Below are 17,171 nucleotides of genomic sequence, written 5' to 3'. Positions count from 1 at the left end.
GTTACTCTACGGCGCGGCGATACAGGTGCCAGGTGGCATGGCCAAAGATAGGCACCACAACAACCAAACCCAACAAGAATGGTATTGCGGCGATCACCAGGCTGGTCCCGATCAGTGCACCCCATGTCAGGGTCACAACCGGGCTGGCGCGCAGCACTTTAACCGAGGTGACGACGGCAACTGGCAGGCCCACGTGACGGTCCAGTAACAGCGGGAATGACACCACGCTGATGGCGAGGGCAGCCAGTGCAAATAGCGCGCCAAGACCGCTGCCGAAGATGATCATCACCCAGCCAGCAGATGTGGTGAAGGTTGCGGAGATAAAGGTACCAAGTGAGGCGGGAGGCTCGGGTCCGAGGGTCCATGCGTAGACAGAATTGGCGCAGATCAGCCAGACAAAGAACAATGCAGCAAGATAGATCCCGAGCATTAGAATGGCCCCAAAGGACGGTGAGCGGATGACGTCAAAGGCATCCCCCCATTTTGGTTCAAAACCGGCTTCACGGCGACTGGACATTTCATACAGTCCGACAGCGGCCAGCGGGCCAATCAGGGCAAATCCCATGATCATCGGAACCAAAAGCGGCAAAAGGTTCATCGAGAATCCCATTACCACCATGACCAGCCCGATCAGCGGATAGAACAACACCAGAAACATCGCATCACTGCGGCAAGCGGCAAAATCATCGACCCCCGCCTTAAGCGCATATTTCAGGTCGGCCATCGTCAACTCTCGGACACGCGGCATTGCACGGCTGTCTTCGCTCCCCATCTGTTCGACCGAGGCAGCGATATGGTGGCTGGTGGTTTCGGTGTGTTGGAACAGCCAACTGAGAGGGTTTCCAATCGTTTTTGCCATGAGCGGGCTCCTTTCACTAGCCATGACGGAGGGTGCCGTCTGGGCAGTCGCCGGGCGCGGCACTTAAGTTTAAGTATAGCATAAAAGGCCCGCATTTCCTTTTTCGGCTGGGTTCCGGGTCGTTGCTCGCTGATTTTACAGAGAAATTTAACCCAGTTCGCCAGTGGATTAAGTTGGAAAGCAGACAGTTTCAGCTGGGTTACTTGGGCTGGCTGTGCTGATTCTGCGTTCAGCTTCATCAATGGAGCGGTCGATTGCAAAGTTAGTTTGTTCCCGTTGCGTTCCTGAAAATGACTTTGGGAATGACAAAATGACAAAGATAGCTGTGGTCCTCACCTCTGGGTTTGCGGATTGGGAATACGCTTTGATTGCTGGAACCGGCGGGCCGTTTTATGGGCTTGAGATCCAGTATTTTTCACCTGAAGTGGGGCAAATATCCTCTCAAGGAGGTCTTACGACGATGATTTCACAAGGGATGAAGCAGCTTTTGGAGTGGCAGCCTGCCGTTGTCGTTATTGTTGGTGGCACCATTTGGGAGAGTGGAGATGCGCCTGATATCAGCGCATACCTGCGGGATCGTCACGCGCAGGGGGCGACAGTTGCGGGCATCTGCGGTGGGACATTGGCTCTCGCCCGTGCTGGCCTGTTGAATGCGGTTGAGCATACTTCGAACAATGCGGAGTTTTTGGCGCAGCATGCGGAAAACTATGCTGGATCTGCGTTGTTCCGCGGGGGAGCCACGGCGGTCTCGATGGGTCGGGTTATTTCCGCAGCGGGAACTGCACCCGTTAGCTTTACTGCCGCGGTTTTTGAAGCTGCCGGAGTGGCGCAGGAAAACGTGCACCAATTCAAGGGCATGATGGCGGCGGAACATGTTGAAGCATTCAGTGGCGCATAAGCTGGGGTGTTATGCCAAGGACCTGAGATACGCGAGACAGTAATGCCTCGCGCATGGAATGGCCTATGTGGGGCTAGCGTACAGGTGTGAAGCGCGCGTTTTTCAGCCCGCATTCCTGGATCACATCACGACCACAGGGCACAGGCGACAATGTGCGCGACAGGCAGACGCGGACCTCTTGGATATAGCCATCGCGACAGGTGACGCTTAGCATGTCTTTGTCCAGATCCGGGTTGGCTTTCAGAAACGCCTCTTCGATCAGTGAGGCGGGTAGGGTGACTTCCTTTTCCAGCTTACGGAATATGGCTGGGCGCTCCACGCGGCTGTATGCTTCACGCATTAGGTCGTAATACTGTTGGGCCTGCAAGCCGGCGCAGGTACCGTGCTTTTTCCACTGGTGCCAGGCCAGACCGGGGCTTCCCATCAGATCTGTCATTTCGCCGCTCATCCGACGCGACGGAGGCGCGACAGAGGTGGGACAATAGCTGGGCCAGCCGCGATGAAATTGTGGCCACAACCCGTGCAGAGTCCAGCCATAATCATGGCGCGCGTCACATTGGTCAGAATCACGGGCGTCACCTTCCAGCGCACACCAGTTGGGGGACCAGCTCAACGCGAGGACGTAATAGTCGAATACTCCGGCTTTTTCACCATCGGCCTGTGCTACTCCGGAACCTAGGGCCCAAAGGGCCAATCCAACTGTCAAAATCATCCTGCGCATTCGGCTCTTCCCAAATTGAAATATCGCGACTATATAGGGTTCAAATTCCCCGACAATGGAAACCAGACCCCAAAGACGGGGCAGCCTATTTTCAGGCGGCGGGGAAGATGTGTTGTAAATGGAGATGAGCACATGGCAAAACCGTTGATGGCCAAAGCAACCGCTGTGTGGCTGGTGGACAATACCACCATCAGCTTTAAACAGATTGCGGACTTTGTTGGCCTGCATGAGCTGGAAGTACAGGGTATCGCAGATGGCGATGTGGCCCAGGGCGTTAAGGGTTTTGACCCGGTTGCCAACAATCAGCTGACTCAGGAAGAGATCACAGCAGCAGAGGGCAACCCGCTGCACAAGCTGAGGCTTAAGATTTATGCCGCTGCTGCAGGTGAAGAAAAACGTCGTGGGCCACGGTACACACCGCTGTCCAAGCGTCAGGACCGCCCGGCGTCGATCTATTGGTTGGTCAAGTTCCATCCGGAGCTGGCAGATAGCCAGATTTCCAAGCTGGTGGGCACCACAAAGCCGACGATTCAGGCCATCCGTGAGCGTACCCACTGGAACATCGCCAACATCCAACCGATCGATCCGGTGGCTTTGGGTCTGTGCAAACAGTCCGAGCTGGATCAGGCGGTGCAGAAAGCAGCTGCTAAAAAGGCCGCCGAAGGTGGCGTGATGAGCGATGACGAGCGTCGCAAACTGGTCAGCACCGAGCAGTCGCTGGGTATGGAAGCCGAGCCAAAAATTCCTGGCAGCATCGAAGGTCTTGAAACCTTTACTCTGGGCGGGGGTGATGAAAATCAGCGTTCAGAAGAAGAGCCGGTCGCAGATGCAGATAGCTTCTTCAACCTGCCCGCTGGTGGCGGCGATGAGGAAGAAGAGGATGATCAGAAGGCTTAAGCGGCCTATCTTTCATTCGATACAGTCAAACGGCGGCCATTTGGTCGCCGTTTTGCATTTGTTTCTGTTCCTGAGGGGTAGTGACTTGGTTGTCGCCCCAGTTGTGAGGTCAAGCGGATGGCGACTTCGGCGATATCATTGATGACGATGATGGGCTCCTGAACCTGTCCTGCAGGTAGAGTAACCGCGCCCTGAAGGACCGGACCGTGCGGGCGGCCTTCACTAAAACTCTGGGCGAACCATGAAGACCGTATCAGCGTGAAGTCGATGCCGCAGTTGCGCACGATGTCTTCGCAGGTCTTGGCATGGCTTTCTCCCCGGCCTGACAGCCGGACCAAGCGATCAACACCGGCATTTGAGGCGGCCTCGGTCAGGGTTTTGATTTTCTCGGCGGCTCCGGGAAATGCCAGATCCGGGAATTAGTCTGTTCAGCGGTGCGTTGTAGGCCTTTCGGAACTCGGAAGGCTTGTTTCATTTGAGAAGGCGGCTGTTGCGCAAAGTGATTGGCGCACTTTCACCGTGCCGGGAGTGTTGCCTATAAAGCGTGGGCCCTGATGATCTCTTACAAAACTAGCGGCTATAGATTGAGTTCAATCGCCGACCGGTAGGCCGCTTTGACATAGTGATCAACCGACGTTGGGACCTCTGTGTGGGGCAAATAGAGTTTCACCGCGGCCAGAGGGAACCCAATAATACCATGCATGCAGGCTTGATGGCTGAGGTTTTCACGCGCGGCGAAGATTTCGAGCCCGCGTTTCATATTTGCATTCTCTTCTTCAGTATCTGCGAGCAGCTCTTGAGGCGCGTTTTCAGCCATCATGGTTTCGCGGCGACCCAGGCATAGGATGATCGCTTTGCCCCGGTGCTGCCTTGAGAAGCGCGGCGTGGCCATGGCAGCAAGCTCTCCCGCCTCGCGCCCAGGGGTATCCAACGCGGCTAAGAATACCGTGTGAAATGATCGCAGGGCATCAAGCCAAGCCGCTGCGAGCAGACCTTCGCGGGATTGATAGCGGTGATAGAGCGATCCAATTGAGATGCCAGTTTCAACCGCCAGATCCTGAATGCGGAACCCGACGCCACTGCCGACCTGATTGCTCACGGCAGAAAACACTTTTTGATCTGAAAATGTTGACTTTCTCCCCATAAGATAAATTATAGTAGAAAAATGATTCTAGTAAAGGCCTAAAACTTATGCTCATGATGTTTACCAGCCTCGCGGCTGCTGCTTCAGTTGTGACGTTTCTTGTGCATACCTTTGTTGGGGGGCGGCGCGTTGCTGCGCCTTTACTGGCGGATCGATCCCTGCCGAAACCGTCGAAATGGCTCAACTACTATTGCTGGCATGTCACGACGGTTCTGATTGCGTTTATGGCGGGCGGGTTTCTGTGGCTTGCGTTCGATCCGCACGTGCCGTCGCTGGTGTTTCTCGGCGCTTTGGCTTTTGCGCTCTCAGTCTTAAGTGCTGCTGTTGCATTGAAGGCCGGGATTGGACCGCTCCGGTTTCCCTCAACATCGCTCTTCGCTGCGATTGCCATCATCTGCATGGCGGCTGGACTGTTTGTGTGAGCTTGGCCAGCTGATCAGGTGCATCCATCAGTTTTTGCAAGAAACAGACTGCTGGGACGTTAAGCCCGCGCCGGTTTGAAATGAGGAGAATACAAATGCATAAGTGGGTGCTGTCTGGCATTGGCGTGATCTATGCCCTGAATGCGCTGGTCATGTGGTTCCTGCCAGAGTGGTGGTACGTCACCGTACCCGGAATCACCATGATGGGGCCGTTCAATCTTCATTTTGTGCGCGACATCGGATTGGTTTATCTCGTGTCTGGTCTGGGTTTGATTTATGGAATTCGAGCCCCACAGGTCGCAGTGTTCGGCTGTCTTTGGCCAGCTCTGCATGCGCTGTTTCATGCGTGGATATTTTTCCAACGCGGGATGCCCGTTGATTTCGTAGCGGCAACCAATCTTGTCCTTATACAACTGCCTGCTTGGCTTAGCTTATGGAGTGCATGGTCGCTATTAGCTGTCCTGAAAAACCGTCCGCACAAGTCCTGAAGACGAGGATGACGATAGCTCAATACGGGCGTCGATCCTCTTACAATGCTTGTAACGATGCAGCCTAGTGATGGTTTTACGTTTTGGCGGTTGTTTTAACGGCCCGGCCATTTAGCTTGAAACAGAATTTGAAAATTCTGGAGTTTGAAAATGTTGAGCCGCCGTGCATTTTTAGCGTCTTCGAGCGCCGCAGCTACAGTTGTCGCTGTACCTGGAATTTCTCAGGCGCGACGTCAGTTGGATGACCCATTCATTGCCTATGATGCAGTGGGAATGGCGGAACTGGTTAAATCCGGTGACGTTACTGCCGCTGAGTTAGCTGAAGTGGTGATCCAGCGGGCTGAGATGTTGAACCCGGCGTTGAATTTTATGGCCACTCCGACCTTTGACCGGGCCAGAGAGAACGCGACCAAGATGTCGAGTGAAACACGGTTTGCCGGTGTCCCCGTCTTGGTCAAGGATATGGTGGACGTTGGTGGTGTGCGGCGCACTGATGGGTCGCGGTTCCTGGCGTCGAATGTGCCGGCGCAGTCCGTGGCCTATACTGCTGCGCTCGAATCTTCGGGACTGAACATTGTTGGAACTACAGTGGTCCCGGAATTTGCCAATGGGCTCGATAGCGAGCTGTATGGCGCGGCGCGTAATCCCTGGGACTTGGAGTATTCCTGCGTTGCGTCCAGTTCGGGCTCTGCCTGTGCGGTGGCAGCAGGCATTGTTCCGTTGGCACATGGAACTGACGGTGGCGGCAGCAACAGATTGCCAACCAGCGCCTGTAATCTGTTTGGGTTCAAACCCAGCCGGGGGCGGATGTTGTCGGGGGAAACCTATGGCGGCCATGACGTGTTCAAGACCAATGGTCCAATTTCACGTACTGTTCGCGACGCTGCCGCCTTGATGGAAGTTTGCGAAGACCCCAAAGGGGAGCTTGCACCGATGGGGTTTGTTGAAGGCCCTTCATCGCGGCGACTGCGCATTGCTTATACCCGGCAAGGGGCCAGTGGATTTGCCCCACCTGTCGAGTCGGTTACTGCAGTTCAGGACAATGCTGTGGCCTTACTGCAGGGCCTTGGCCACGACGTGGTAGAAATCGCCCACCCGATCAATGGTGAAGAATACGCCGAGAAGTTTCGCTGGGCCTTTTTACCCAAGTTTGCGCCAATGCTGGAACGCGCCATGCAGATCAGTGGACGAGGGCCGTTAGAGACTGGTTTGTTGTCCCATATGGCTGCGACTATGATGGTCGAAGGGCTGAGCTATACGCCTGATCAGATTGCGCAGGGGCTGGCTTATTTTGAGAGTATGGCGGGCACCTATGCCGATGTCTTTGGCGAGTTTGATGTGATCTTTAGCGCAACGTCACCGGTGGAAACGCCGCAGTACGGAGCCATCCGTCATCAGGATGATTTTGCCCACAAAGGTGTAGAGCTGGAACATATCCTGAGCATGACCTCGCCGGTGAATGCAGTTGGGGATTGCGCAATGAATGTTCCGTTGGGCTTTTCCGCTGAGACAGGAATGCCTGTGGGGTCAATGTTCCATGCCCCGATGGGTCATGATGCGCTGTTGTTCCAGTTGGCGTACGAGTTGGAACAGGCGCAGCCATGGGCTGATCAATGGGCACCGTTCTCAGCGAAACATATTCCTACCTGATCAGGCCAGTTCAGATTTCTTTGCGCGCGCGCATGGCGGCGGTGATGGTGCCGTCGTCCAGATAGTCCAGCTCGCCACCAATTGGCACACCCTGTGCCAGCGTGGTCAGCTTGACCTGATCCTGCAACTGGTCGGCGATGTAGTGGGCTGTGGTCTGGCCGTCGATGGTGGCGTTCAGGGCCAGAATGACCTCGCTGATGGCCTCGGCTGTGACCCGGTCCACCAAACGCGGGATGCGCAACTCTTCCGGGCCAATGGCGTCCAGTGCCGATAGGGTGCCGCCCAACACATGATAGCGGCCTTTGAACACGCCCGCGCGCTCCATCGCCCAGAGGTCGCCAACATCCTCGACCACACAAAGTTCGCCATTGGCGCGCCGGTCATCTGTGCAGATGTCGCAGATTTCACTGGTGCCGACATTGCCGCAATTCAGGCACTCGCGGGCGCTGAGCGCGACCTCGCTCATCGAATCAGCCAGCGGGGTCAGCAACAGGGCGCGTTTGCGGATCAGGTGCAGCACTGCACGCCGGGCCGAGCGCGGCCCAAGCCCTGGCAGCTTGGCCATCAGAGCAATCAAAACCTCGATTTCGTCGGTAGAATTTCTGATCATGATTTGGCCTTTGCAATGCCCGTTATATAGACCCGAGCAGGCGACCAAGGGCAAGGGCGGGCAGTCCGCCTTTGCCAAGTTGGAAGCGGGATCAGAACGGCAGTTTGACGTCCTTGGGCAGGCCCATGCTTTCGGTCAGCTGTGCCATTTCTTCTTTAGCTTTTTCCGAGGCTTTGCTCTGCGCGTCTTTGATCGCAGCAAGGATCAAGTCTTCGACCACTTCTTTGTCGTCGCCGTTAAAGATAGAGGGGTCGATATCCAGAGCCTTGAGGTCGCCCTTGGCGCTGGCTGTTGCCTTGACCAGGCCAGCACCGGATTCACCAACAACCATGACATTGTGCAACTCGTCCTGCATCTGAGCCATTTTGGTTTGCAGTTCCTGTGCGGATTTCATCATCTTGGCCATATCACCAAGACCGCCGAGGCCTTTGAGCATCTGTTCTCTCCTGTAGAATGGGTATGAGCGCTAAATACGGTCGCTGTAGCCACCATACAAGGGGAAAGCGGGGGCCATTCCATTATGGGTGGTATTGAGGTCGGATATGGAACCGGCGACGATAGGTTCCGGGGCTTAGGCCTGTGCGGGCTTTGAATACGCGTGAAAAAGCCGACAGGTCTTGATAACCGACATTCCAGGCAATTTCACTGACGCTTTCGCCGCCCCGTTCCAGAGCCGCCCGTGCTTTTTCGATGCGCAGGGCCTGCAGATAGGTGGCCGGGGGATGCCCGGTGGCGGACTGAAACCGGCGCATGAAAGTGCGCAGAGACATGCCCGCCAGCACTGCCAGTTGTTCGGTTTGCATTTGGTCTTGAACCTGCCGTTCCATATGGCGCTGCACTGTCAGGATCTGCGCATCGCCATGGCTGCGGTTGGCGCGAAAGCTGGAATAGTGCCGCTGCTCGCGTCCCGCTGGGTCGATCAGAAGGTGACGCGCCAGCCGTGACACTGCATCGCTGCCGTACCACCGCCCTGTCAGGTATAGCCCGAGATCCAGCCAGGCCATTAGCCCACCAGCGGTAATGACGTCGTGATCGTCGATCAGAATGTGTTCAGGGCGCAGGTCAACTTTGGGAAAAGCGGCTCTAAATCGGTCTTCGAGGGCCCAGTGCGTGGTGGCAGGGCGGGCATCCAGCAGGCCGGCGTGGCCTAACCAAAAGGCACCGGCACAGACGGAACAGGCCAGTGCGCCAGCGTGATGTTGCGTGACGGCCCAATCCAGGAGTTGCGGTGCTTCGGTGCCCTGACTGTTGTCAATTGAGGGCGGAAAGACAAAGGCGTCGCAGGGGCTGGGGGCAGGGTCGACTTGGCTGACAATGCGGACATCAGGCCCAGATTGTTCGTCCTGCAAACGCGGGAGCAGCGCGAACATATCCGCCAGCCCCCAAAGGGCAGAGCGTTGGACACCGGGGTAGTCTACCAGCGTAAGGATGGGGTTTGGCGTGTTTGGCATAGAAATTGTCATATCTGCCAATCGTTCCACGGGTCAACCCGGTCCAAAAAGGAGGAGTAACCGCATCAAGGAGAGAACGATGCCCAAGACAGCGCTGATAATTGTGGATATCCAGAATGACTATTTTGAAGGCGGCGATTGGACGCTGCACCAGATGGAGCGCGTTTCAGGTAATGCTGCTACCCTGCTGGCTGATGCGCGCAAGCAGGGCTATTTGGTGGTTCATATCCGGCATGAAAATGCCTCACCCGAAGCACCGTTTTTCCGGCCGGGAACTGAGGGTGCCGAGATCCATAGTTCGGTGGCCCCGAAAACGGGCGAACCCGTGTTGACCAAGGCGCGCGCCAACAGTTTCTACGAAACAGGGCTGCTAGACTTGTTGCGCGAGGCCGAGGTCGAAGCTGTCACCATTTGCGGCGCGATGAGCCAGATGTGCATCGACGCAACTGCGCGGGCGGCGTCTGACTTTGGGTTCCATGTCACAGTGGTTGAGGACGCCTGCGGGGCCAAAGAAATGAGTTTTGATGAAGTGGAGTTGAGCGCGGTTCAGGTTCACGCTGCCTTTATGGCACCACTGGCAATGGGCTACGCCAAAGTGGTGAAAACGGATGACGCTATCGCTTGATGGCCTACCTGAGGGGGCGGCTGAAAATCAGCCGTCCTCGAACGGATCCCATTCGTCCTCGACCTCTGGCAGCGCATCGGCGGCGATTTCGGCCTGTAGTTCCTCGGCGGTGCGGATGCGAGTGATCTTGGCTTTGGGGAATTTTTCCAAAACGGCCTGCACCAGCGGGTGGGAGGTTGCTTCGGCCCGCAGGGCGTTTTCGGCGGCGTCGCTTTTTTCCGCAATGGTCTGGGCGTCACCGTCCGAGACAATTGCAACGGCCCACCGGCTGCCGGTCCAGTTTTGCAGGTTTGATCCTAGCCGCGCCGCCAGATTGGAGGGTGCGCTGTCCGTCGGTGTGAATTCGATGCGCCCCGGTTGATAAGACACCAGTCGTACGCCGGTTTCGACATCGACCAGCAGCTTTACGTCCCGATTGGTGCGGATCAGTTCGACCACATGTTCAAATGTTGGGTATTTGGCCAAAGCGGCATCAGCCTGTGGCGCAAGGGCCAGCGTTGTGCCGTTGCCGCCGGACGCAACGGGGCCACCGGCGCCGGATAGGGCGTTGGAATATGCGCTCCCTTGGGCGGCGCCGCCACCGCTTGCCATACCACCGCCAGGCCCAGATGGTGGGGCGGCAGGAGGTGGGGTTGGCATGTCCTGCAGCTTGCGGATCAGTTCTTCGGGGCTGGGCAGATCAGCGACGTGGGTCAGGCGGATCACTGCCATTTCAGCCGCCATCATGGCGTTGGGTGCAGCCGAGACTTCCTCGAGCGCCTTGAGCAGCATCTGCCACATGCGGGTCAGCACCCGCATCGGCAGGGCTTCAGCCATTTTGCTACCGCGCGCGCGTTCATCTGGTGAAATTGTTGGGTCTTCGGCTGCGTCCGGGGTGATCTTCACGACCGATACCCAGTGGGTGATTTCGGCGAGATCGCGCAACACTGCCAGCGGGTCGGCACCCTCGGCGTACTGCGAGCCCAGCTCGGTCAGGGCGGCGGCTGCATCGCCACGCAGGATCATGTCGATCAAGTCCAGCACCCGGCCGCGGTCGGCGAGGCCCAACATGGCGCGCACTTGGTCGGCGCTGGTTTCGCCTGCGCCATGAGAAATCGCCTGATCCAGCAAGGAGGTCGCATCGCGAGCCGAACCTTCGGCGGCGCGGGTGATCAGCGCCAGCGCGTCGTCAGAGATCTGCGCGCCTTCGGCATTGGCGATCTTGCTGATCAGAGCAATCATCACCTCGGGCTCAATCCGGCGCAGGTCAAAGCGCTGGCAGCGCGATAGAACTGTAACGGGCACCTTGCGGATTTCGGTGGTGGCAAAGATGAATTTCACATGTGCTGGCGGTTCTTCCAGCGTCTTAAGCAGCGCGTTGAACGCGCTGGTCGACAGCATGTGGACCTCATCGATGATGTAGATCTTGTAACGGGCAGAGGCAGCGCGATAGGCGACCGAATCGATGATTTCGCGAATATCACCAACGCCGGTGCGACTGGCGGCATCCATTTCCATCACGTCGACATGACGGCCTTCCATGATGGCGGTGCAGTGTTCGCAAACACCGCAGGGTTCGGTTGTCGGGGTGCCGGTGCCATCCGGGCCGATACAGTTCATCCCCTTGGCGATAATCCGGGCCGTGGTGGTTTTACCGGTGCCGCGAATCCCGGTCATGATAAAGGCCTGGGCAATACGATCGGCCTCAAATGCGTTTTTCAGCGTCCGCACCATGGCATCCTGACCGACGAGATCGGCAAAGGTCTCGGGGCGGTATTTGCGGGCCAGAACCTGGTATTGGCTAGGTCCGGCCTCAATGCCTGCGTCGTTGGATGTGTCGCTCATATGTACTCGTGCCGGATTCGGGGTAAATCTTGTTTGGCGCAGGGTATGCAAGCCTGACGGTTTCGTCCACCGCTGTTGCGGCTCTGCGGGCTGCATGGTGAATTTGTTTTGGTACAAATGATTGGTCGGGCTACAGTCGGGCGCAATGTCTTCAATAGGCATGCGGCGATGGCAGTGGCAGGAGAGGCGATGCTGGGCGAGGAAAGCAATCAGGGCGGCAGCAGTTTGGTGATCCACGCCCTGTCGGTGGCGGATGGCATTCTGGCGCTCTGCCCATTGCCTGGTGCTGGAGGAGATTACCGTGGCGATCTGGAGCATATTCACGACTGGAAGCCGGGGATTGTGATCTCAATGACCACCGAGGCCGAGCACGTTGCCGTGGGTGGGGGCACATTGGGCACTGACATTCAGAGCATGGCCAGTCGTTGGGTGCACTTGCCGGTGCCTGATTTCGGCACGCCATCCGCCAAAGTTCTGTCGAAATGGCCAGCCGCCAGCCATATGGCGCGTAAGGCCTTGGTCGGGGGTGGCCGGGTTCTGGTGCATTGCCGCGGTGGCTGTGGTCGGTCGGGGATGGTGGTTCTGCGGTTGATGATCGAATGTGGCGAGCGACCAGAGCTGGCACTGGACCGACTACGGGCTGTTCGGCCCTGCGCTGTCGAGACCCCCGAACAGTTGCAATGGGCCTATGGTCGGCGAAGAGTGAAGGGGATCTGACCGTTTCGGATCGTGCAAATGGCAGGCCCCTAAGGCTTCCCTATAGAATCGCAGGCAGGGACCGGAGCACATCGGCAGAACGGCGCATCCGTGCCAGCTGCCAGCCGCCTTGCAACAGGATATAGAACTTCTGTGCAGTTGCAACGGAGTCCTCCTCGGCCAATCCGAGACGATGGGCGTGGTATTCGACTTCTGTAATCCAGCCTTCAAAGAGATGGGCCGCATGGCGGTGGAACTCTGAGTTGTCGGGCCCTTCGAACAGGGTTGAAGAGACCGGGCAGCCACACCATTTTCCTGCTGAGTCAAACAACTCCGCCAGCTTTTGACAGAGGGTTTCCGCACCATCTTTAAAACTGACGGAGGGTTCAAAAGATGCGGCAACCAGCAGCAAAATCTGATCCGATGCCCAGGTCGCCGAGGCCATGGCTAGATCAGATTTTCCATTTGGGAAATGGTGATACAGCGAGCCCTTAGGGGCCTGAGCTTCGGCCAGGATCTCGGCCAGGCCAACCCCGTGATATCCCCGATTGCTAAACAAATGCGCCGCTGCACGGATCAGTCGATCTTTGGTCGGCCTGGGTTTGGCGGCTTTTTTTGGAGGGGATACATCATTCATTTTGCCACCTTGACATGCCTAGACCGATTGGTCCAGAGATGTCGTGTGGACCAATCGGTCTAGAAGGGATGTGATGTGCTAGATTTCGAAAACTTTGATCCGGATGCCGAGGATCAGGCTGACCAATTGCGCTTTGATGCAGGCGGGGTCGAGCTGACAGGGCGCCTTTATCGGCCCAAGGGAATTCCGCGTGCTGTGGTGGTCCTAAATGGGGCAACCGGGGTACCGCAGAGGTTTTATCGGCATTTTGCCCGCTGGCTGACGGAAGAGCGGGAAATGGCCTGCCTGACTTATGATTACAGTGACTTTGGCGAGTCTGCACAACGCTCTATACGTCGCTCAGATGCCACGATGGCGCGCTGGTCGATGGTAGAGCAGCCAGCAGCGCGCGACGAAATGCGGCGTCATTATCCTGAAGCGCCACTGTGGGTCATTGGACACTCGCTAGGGGCGATGTTGATGCCGTTACAGGACGGGATTGAGGATATTTCCAGAATGATCGTGGTCGCTGGTGGATTGGTCCATCACAATGACCACCCATGGCCGTATCGTGCTTTGGCACTGAGTTTTTGGTTTGGGCATGTTCCGCTGGCGGTCAAACTGATGGGTTATTTGCCGGGTCGGGCATTAGGATTGGGCGCGGACCTGCCGGCCAGCGTTTACTGGCAATGGCGCAAGTGGTGCACCACACCGGGGAGCTATCTGCCCGAGGTCGGGGCTGGGTTGCCGCTGCCGGACTGGCAGAGCTGGGATGTCCCGGTGGATTTATTTGCGCTGAGTGACGACGAAATGATTCCCCCTGCCTGCGTATGGCGGTTGGGAGAGGTTTATGGTGATGTGGAGCAGACCAGAACAGAACTGAAGCCGCAGGATTTTGGGTTGAAGAAGGTGGGTCACTTAGGGGCTTTTGCCCGCCGAAATGCAGCCCTTTGGCCGACATTGATACCGGAATAAGGCGCGCCCAAACGGGCACGCCTTTGGGGTGAGGCTAGTACCCCTTGCGCCCTTTGTGGTCGCGTTTCATCGATTTGACCATCTTTCCGAAGCCTTTGTCGCGACGTCGCGATTGCAGCAGGGTTTCGGAATTTCGCTCTTCATCGCGTTGTAGCTTTTGCCAGCGAACCACGCGTTCCTGTTCCAAAGAGCCGTCCTTAACAGCGGCAACGACGGCGCAGCCGGGCTCGCCGTTATGGGCGCAATCGCTGAACCGGCAGCTCTGGGCGGTTTCGGTGATATCGGAAAAGACCTCTTCAACCCCTTCGTCGGCGTCCTTGATTCGCAGGGCGCGCATCCCGGGGGTGTCGATCAGCCAGCCACCGTGGACCATGCGGCGTAGGTAGCGGGCGGTGGTGGTATGGCGGCCTTTGGCGTCATCTTCGCGGATATCACGCACCGCATCTGCGCTGCCGGTCAGGCCGTTGGTCAGGGTGGTTTTGCCAACACCGGATGACCCAACTAAAGCGGCTGTTTGACCGGGCTTGACCCAGTCTAACAGCTGTTTGAGGTCGTCAGGATCTTTGGCGTTGAGTGTCAGCACCGAGAGGGCCGGGGCTAGGGATTCTGCCTTGACCCGGAAGTCGGCAGCGTCTTCGCCAACATCGGCTTTGGTGAGCACGACTACCGGGTAACAACCAGATTGATGTGCCAGAGCCAAATACCGTTCCAACCGGGCAAGGTTGAAGTCAGCATTGCAGGACGTGGTGATGAACAGCACATCGACATTGGCGGCAATCAGCTGCACGCGGGCGTCGGTTCCGGCGGCGCGGCGGCTTAGCTCTGTTTGTCGTTCCAACCGTTCGCAAACCTGATCTGCCGCATTGGCCAGAACCCAGTCGCCCACTGCAAATTCGCCAGTCAGACGGTCGGGCAGTAGCTGGATTTGGCCGTTAGGTGAAAGGCCGGTTAGTTTGTCGCGGTGAACAGCCGAGATGCGATAGGGCGTTAGGTCGCCGTCAGCGTCTTGTTGAGATTGAAAAAAGTCAGACCATCCAAGGTCTGTATAGGTAAGAGTCATGGCTCTGCCTGCAATTGAACGTAGAAAGACCCAAGTGATGGCGATAGCGCATCACAACAGGAGTGGTGTTCAGGCAGGGAAACGGCGGATGGCCGGATCAGGAGTGCGCTGCCTGAGGGGTCGGTACTGCTACAATCATCAGGCCCTCCAATCAGGCTGTGGGAGCAAAGCCCCGGTTTTGCGAACCTGCGCGTGCTGCGCAGAGATAAAGTGAGAGGCTGGACATCGACCCAAGCGGGGCTCGTTGTGGCTGCTTCCTTCCGGATCTGACCAGGTTGGCGAGGCGCTTGCCCGCGCCAACCTCTCGAATCTCGATATAGGGTGCTGCGCCGCGAAAGACAAGCGGCGTGTCGGGTACATCTACAGCGGCAGTCGCAACCTGAGGAAACCGTCTGCGGTTGGCTCCGCTGGTGGGAGGCTCAGATGGTCCAACTCGCCTAGGTGGGGCCGGGCGGCGGGGCCGGTAAAAGCGAGAACCTCGGTTCCGGGGAGGCTGGCCAGTTGCCAAGGGGAGGCGGCTATGGCCAAAGGCTCGGCTGGTGGGGTGCTGTTCAGGTAATCGTAGATCGCCAACTGTATCGGTCGCCGGGGCAGGGATATTTGTCGTGCCTGCTGCACCATGTTGAAATTGCCACCACCACCCACGCGGTAGCTGTTGACTGCAACCACGAACTGCTGGGTTTTATCCAATGGTTGCCCGTTCCAGGTGGCGTTGCGAATGCGGTGGGACTGGATATCAGCCAGCTGGCCTGAGGCATGAAAGCGGGGAGGGGCTGAAACATCTATCTGATAGTGGAGCCCATGTAAGACATCAAAGTGATGCCCGGCCCGGTCTGGGTTGACCAGTGCAGTGTCACTGGTCCCGGGGGAAACCTGATTGAAAAGGCCCGCTGACATTTCAAGCCAATCCAGAACTTGCGCCCCAGAAAGAACAACCGCGCGTAATTCGTTGGGGAATACATGCAGGTCCGCCACATGACGGCGACACAACGGGCCGGCGGCCACGTCGGTGTAATAATCCGGGCCGGAACGGGCACCGTACTTGTTGGGAGACACCGCTGACAGCAGCGGCAGATCGGCCTCGGCGCGATCCGAAAGCAACGGGCGAAGCGCTGCTGCCTGCGCGTTGGCTACCAGAGCCAGAGCCTGATCTGGCGCAAAAAAGGTAAAGTATGAGTGCAGTGCTTGCGAGCTGTGACCAACGGGCTGATCCATCCGGGCACGGGTGGCGATATGGTCCTTTGCAAGGGCAGTGGTGAGCACCGGATCTTCATCTACCAATGGGGTAAGCCGACCCTCGCTATCACGGTGAGCAATGGCCCGTAACGCGCAGTCCCATCCTGCAAGCTGCCACCCGTCGGGGCCATGTTGCATTTGCAGGTCAATGACCCCCAAATGCGATCCAAATGCACCGGGCATGACAACGGGTTTGGTGAAAACTGTGTCGGGATCGGGCAGGAGCAAGTGGGTGTGACCACCGACCAAGGCGTCTATTTCACCAACCAGAGCCAGTGGACGCAAAGCGTTTTCGCAGCCCGGGCCAGTAACGTGACCCAGCCCGGTATGCGCCAGAGCGATGACCAGATCGCAACCCGCAGCGCGCAGAGTGGTTGCCGTTTGTCGTGCCGCCTGCACCATATCCGCAATCTGCACCCGTCCTTCGAGCAGATGTGCGTCCCATCGCAGGGTTTGCACTGGCAACACTGATAACAGGCCGATTTTGATGGGTGGCGCCTTGGGCGCGTCTAGAATCTCGCGTTCTAGAATGGCTGAGCCGACAAATGGCAGCTGTGTTGCATCGTCTGCCGCTGTCATGTTTGAGCAGATCACCGGACAAGGTGCAGTCTGCAATGCCCGGCTCAGAGCTTCGATCCCGTAGTTGAAGTCATGGTTTCCAAGGCCAATCGCATCATAGCCCAGCACCTGAAACGCCCGCATCAAAGGATGCTGGGACGCTGCATCGGGCTGCTCTCCAAGTGGTGTGCCCTGCAACCCATCGCCATTGTCCAGCAACAAGGTGGCCGCGCCCATGCTGGCGGCTTCGGATCGGGCCTGGGAAATCAGACTGGCAGTACGTGACAGGCCAATGCCAGGGTTCGTTCGATCGCAATAATAGTCGTGCCCCAAAAGATTCATGTGCAGATCGGTTGTTGCCAGAACTCGCAATGAGACCGGGTGATTAGGGTTGGAGAGGTCACGTTCTGTCACTGTTCGATGCGCCTGACGCCTGATTTG

19 protein-coding genes and 1 other RNA gene are annotated in these 17,171 nt (G+C 57.4%); 8 read left to right on the top strand and 12 right to left on the bottom strand.

Annotation, left to right across the window (positions count from 1 at the left end; all coding sequences use genetic code 11):
• Position 1 precedes the first annotated feature (1 nt).
• A complete protein-coding gene (locus GO984_RS05340) occupies positions 2 to 859 on the bottom strand; it encodes a DUF2189 domain-containing protein (protein ID WP_157021518.1) in 858 nt (285 codons plus the stop codon).
• Positions 860 to 1,169: 310 nt separating this feature from the next.
• Here GO984_RS05340 and GO984_RS05335 point away from each other — a divergent pair, with 310 nt between their 5' ends.
• Entirely contained in the window at positions 1,170 to 1,757 is a 588-nt protein-coding gene (locus tag GO984_RS05335; protein WP_157021517.1) for a DJ-1/PfpI family protein, read from the top strand.
• Between the two features lie 73 nt (positions 1,758 to 1,830).
• Here GO984_RS05335 and GO984_RS05330 read toward each other — a convergent pair whose 3' ends face one another.
• On the bottom strand, positions 1,831 to 2,478 hold the full coding sequence (locus GO984_RS05330) for a ribonuclease T2 family protein (RefSeq protein WP_157021516.1): 648 nt from the start codon (positions 2,476 to 2,478) through the stop codon (positions 1,831 to 1,833).
• A 132-nt stretch (positions 2,479 to 2,610) separates the two neighbouring features.
• Here GO984_RS05330 and GO984_RS05325 point away from each other — a divergent pair, with 132 nt between their 5' ends.
• On the top strand, positions 2,611 to 3,375 hold the full coding sequence (locus GO984_RS05325; protein ID WP_157021515.1) for a DUF1013 domain-containing protein: 765 nt from the start codon (positions 2,611 to 2,613) through the stop codon (positions 3,373 to 3,375).
• 5 nt (positions 3,376 to 3,380) lie between these two features.
• Here the strand turns inward: GO984_RS05325 and GO984_RS05320 are convergent, their stop codons facing one another.
• Together GO984_RS05320 and GO984_RS05315 are read right to left on the bottom strand one after the other, a co-directional pair.
• Positions 3,381 to 3,713 (bottom strand): SDR family oxidoreductase, encoded by a 333-nt coding sequence (locus GO984_RS05320; protein WP_157021514.1) that lies wholly within the window; start codon positions 3,711 to 3,713, stop codon positions 3,381 to 3,383.
• Between the two features lie 239 nt (positions 3,714 to 3,952).
• Complete coding sequence (locus tag GO984_RS05315) at positions 3,953 to 4,474, bottom strand: TetR family transcriptional regulator (RefSeq protein ID WP_167740231.1); 522 nt, start codon at positions 4,472 to 4,474, stop codon at positions 3,953 to 3,955.
• A 98-nt stretch (positions 4,475 to 4,572) separates the two neighbouring features.
• Here GO984_RS05315 and GO984_RS05310 point away from each other — a divergent pair, with 98 nt between their 5' ends.
• The 3 genes from GO984_RS05310 (at position 4,573) to GO984_RS05300 (ending at position 7,079) form a co-directional block, all read left to right on the top strand.
• Entirely contained in the window at positions 4,573 to 4,941 is a 369-nt protein-coding gene (locus tag GO984_RS05310) for a hypothetical protein (RefSeq protein ID WP_157021512.1), read from the top strand.
• 95 nt (positions 4,942 to 5,036) lie between these two features.
• Positions 5,037 to 5,429, top strand: a complete 393-nt coding sequence (locus GO984_RS05305) for a hypothetical protein (protein ID WP_157021511.1) — start codon at positions 5,037 to 5,039, stop codon at positions 5,427 to 5,429.
• A 150-nt stretch (positions 5,430 to 5,579) separates the two neighbouring features.
• On the top strand, positions 5,580 to 7,079 hold the full coding sequence (locus tag GO984_RS05300) for an amidase (protein WP_157021510.1): 1,500 nt from the start codon (positions 5,580 to 5,582) through the stop codon (positions 7,077 to 7,079).
• A gap of 10 nt (positions 7,080 to 7,089) precedes the next feature.
• Here the strand turns inward: GO984_RS05300 and recR are convergent, their stop codons facing one another.
• The 3 genes from recR to GO984_RS05285 all read right to left on the bottom strand — a co-directional run bounded on the left by recR (position 7,090) and on the right by GO984_RS05285 (position 9,152).
• Positions 7,090 to 7,689 (bottom strand): recombination mediator RecR, encoded by a 600-nt coding sequence (gene recR, locus GO984_RS05295; RefSeq protein ID WP_138161288.1) that lies wholly within the window; start codon positions 7,687 to 7,689, stop codon positions 7,090 to 7,092.
• A 91-nt stretch (positions 7,690 to 7,780) separates the two neighbouring features.
• A complete protein-coding gene (locus GO984_RS05290) occupies positions 7,781 to 8,125 on the bottom strand; it encodes a YbaB/EbfC family nucleoid-associated protein (protein ID WP_157021509.1) in 345 nt (114 codons plus the stop codon).
• A gap of 82 nt (positions 8,126 to 8,207) precedes the next feature.
• Positions 8,208 to 9,152: a GlxA family transcriptional regulator gene (locus GO984_RS05285; RefSeq protein WP_157021508.1), complete on the bottom strand. Its 945-nt coding sequence runs from the start codon at positions 9,150 to 9,152 to the stop codon at positions 8,208 to 8,210.
• A gap of 67 nt (positions 9,153 to 9,219) precedes the next feature.
• Here GO984_RS05285 and GO984_RS05280 point away from each other — a divergent pair, with 67 nt between their 5' ends.
• Positions 9,220 to 9,765 carry a cysteine hydrolase family protein gene (locus GO984_RS05280; RefSeq protein WP_157021507.1) on the top strand — a complete coding sequence of 182 codons (546 nt, stop codon included), beginning with the start codon at positions 9,220 to 9,222 and terminating at the stop codon, positions 9,763 to 9,765.
• A gap of 27 nt (positions 9,766 to 9,792) precedes the next feature.
• Here GO984_RS05280 and GO984_RS05275 read toward each other — a convergent pair whose 3' ends face one another.
• Positions 9,793 to 11,589: a DNA polymerase III subunit gamma/tau gene (locus tag GO984_RS05275; protein ID WP_157021506.1), complete on the bottom strand. Its 1,797-nt coding sequence runs from the start codon at positions 11,587 to 11,589 to the stop codon at positions 9,793 to 9,795.
• A gap of 168 nt (positions 11,590 to 11,757) precedes the next feature.
• Between GO984_RS05275 and GO984_RS05270 the strand changes: the two genes are divergently transcribed.
• Positions 11,758 to 12,306 carry a protein-tyrosine phosphatase family protein gene (locus GO984_RS05270; protein WP_157021505.1) on the top strand — a complete coding sequence of 183 codons (549 nt, stop codon included), beginning with the start codon at positions 11,758 to 11,760 and terminating at the stop codon, positions 12,304 to 12,306.
• A 40-nt stretch (positions 12,307 to 12,346) separates the two neighbouring features.
• Here the strand turns inward: GO984_RS05270 and GO984_RS05265 are convergent, their stop codons facing one another.
• Complete coding sequence (locus GO984_RS05265) at positions 12,347 to 12,922, bottom strand: TetR/AcrR family transcriptional regulator (protein WP_157021504.1); 576 nt, start codon at positions 12,920 to 12,922, stop codon at positions 12,347 to 12,349.
• Between the two features lie 75 nt (positions 12,923 to 12,997).
• Here GO984_RS05265 and GO984_RS05260 point away from each other — a divergent pair, with 75 nt between their 5' ends.
• Positions 12,998 to 13,876 carry an alpha/beta fold hydrolase gene (locus GO984_RS05260; protein WP_167740230.1) on the top strand — a complete coding sequence of 293 codons (879 nt, stop codon included), beginning with the start codon at positions 12,998 to 13,000 and terminating at the stop codon, positions 13,874 to 13,876.
• A 34-nt stretch (positions 13,877 to 13,910) separates the two neighbouring features.
• Here GO984_RS05260 and rsgA read toward each other — a convergent pair whose 3' ends face one another.
• The 3 genes from rsgA to GO984_RS05245 all read right to left on the bottom strand — a co-directional run bounded on the left by rsgA (position 13,911) and on the right by GO984_RS05245 (position 17,144).
• Entirely contained in the window at positions 13,911 to 14,936 is a 1,026-nt protein-coding gene (gene rsgA / locus GO984_RS05255) for a ribosome small subunit-dependent GTPase A (protein ID WP_157021503.1), read from the bottom strand.
• Between the two features lie 208 nt (positions 14,937 to 15,144).
• An RNA gene (gene ffs, locus GO984_RS05250) (signal recognition particle sRNA small type) lies at positions 15,145 to 15,243 on the bottom strand.
• 53 nt (positions 15,244 to 15,296) lie between these two features.
• Positions 15,297 to 17,144 (bottom strand): 5'-nucleotidase C-terminal domain-containing protein, encoded by a 1,848-nt coding sequence (locus tag GO984_RS05245; protein WP_342448060.1) that lies wholly within the window; start codon positions 17,142 to 17,144, stop codon positions 15,297 to 15,299.
• Between the last annotated feature and the right edge of the window lie 27 nt (positions 17,145 to 17,171).

It is taken from the genome of Parasedimentitalea huanghaiensis (assembly GCF_009753675.1).
GTDB classification, from domain to species: domain Bacteria; phylum Pseudomonadota; class Alphaproteobacteria; order Rhodobacterales; family Rhodobacteraceae; genus Parasedimentitalea; species Parasedimentitalea huanghaiensis.
This window is presented reverse-complemented; position numbering and strand designations above follow the sequence as displayed.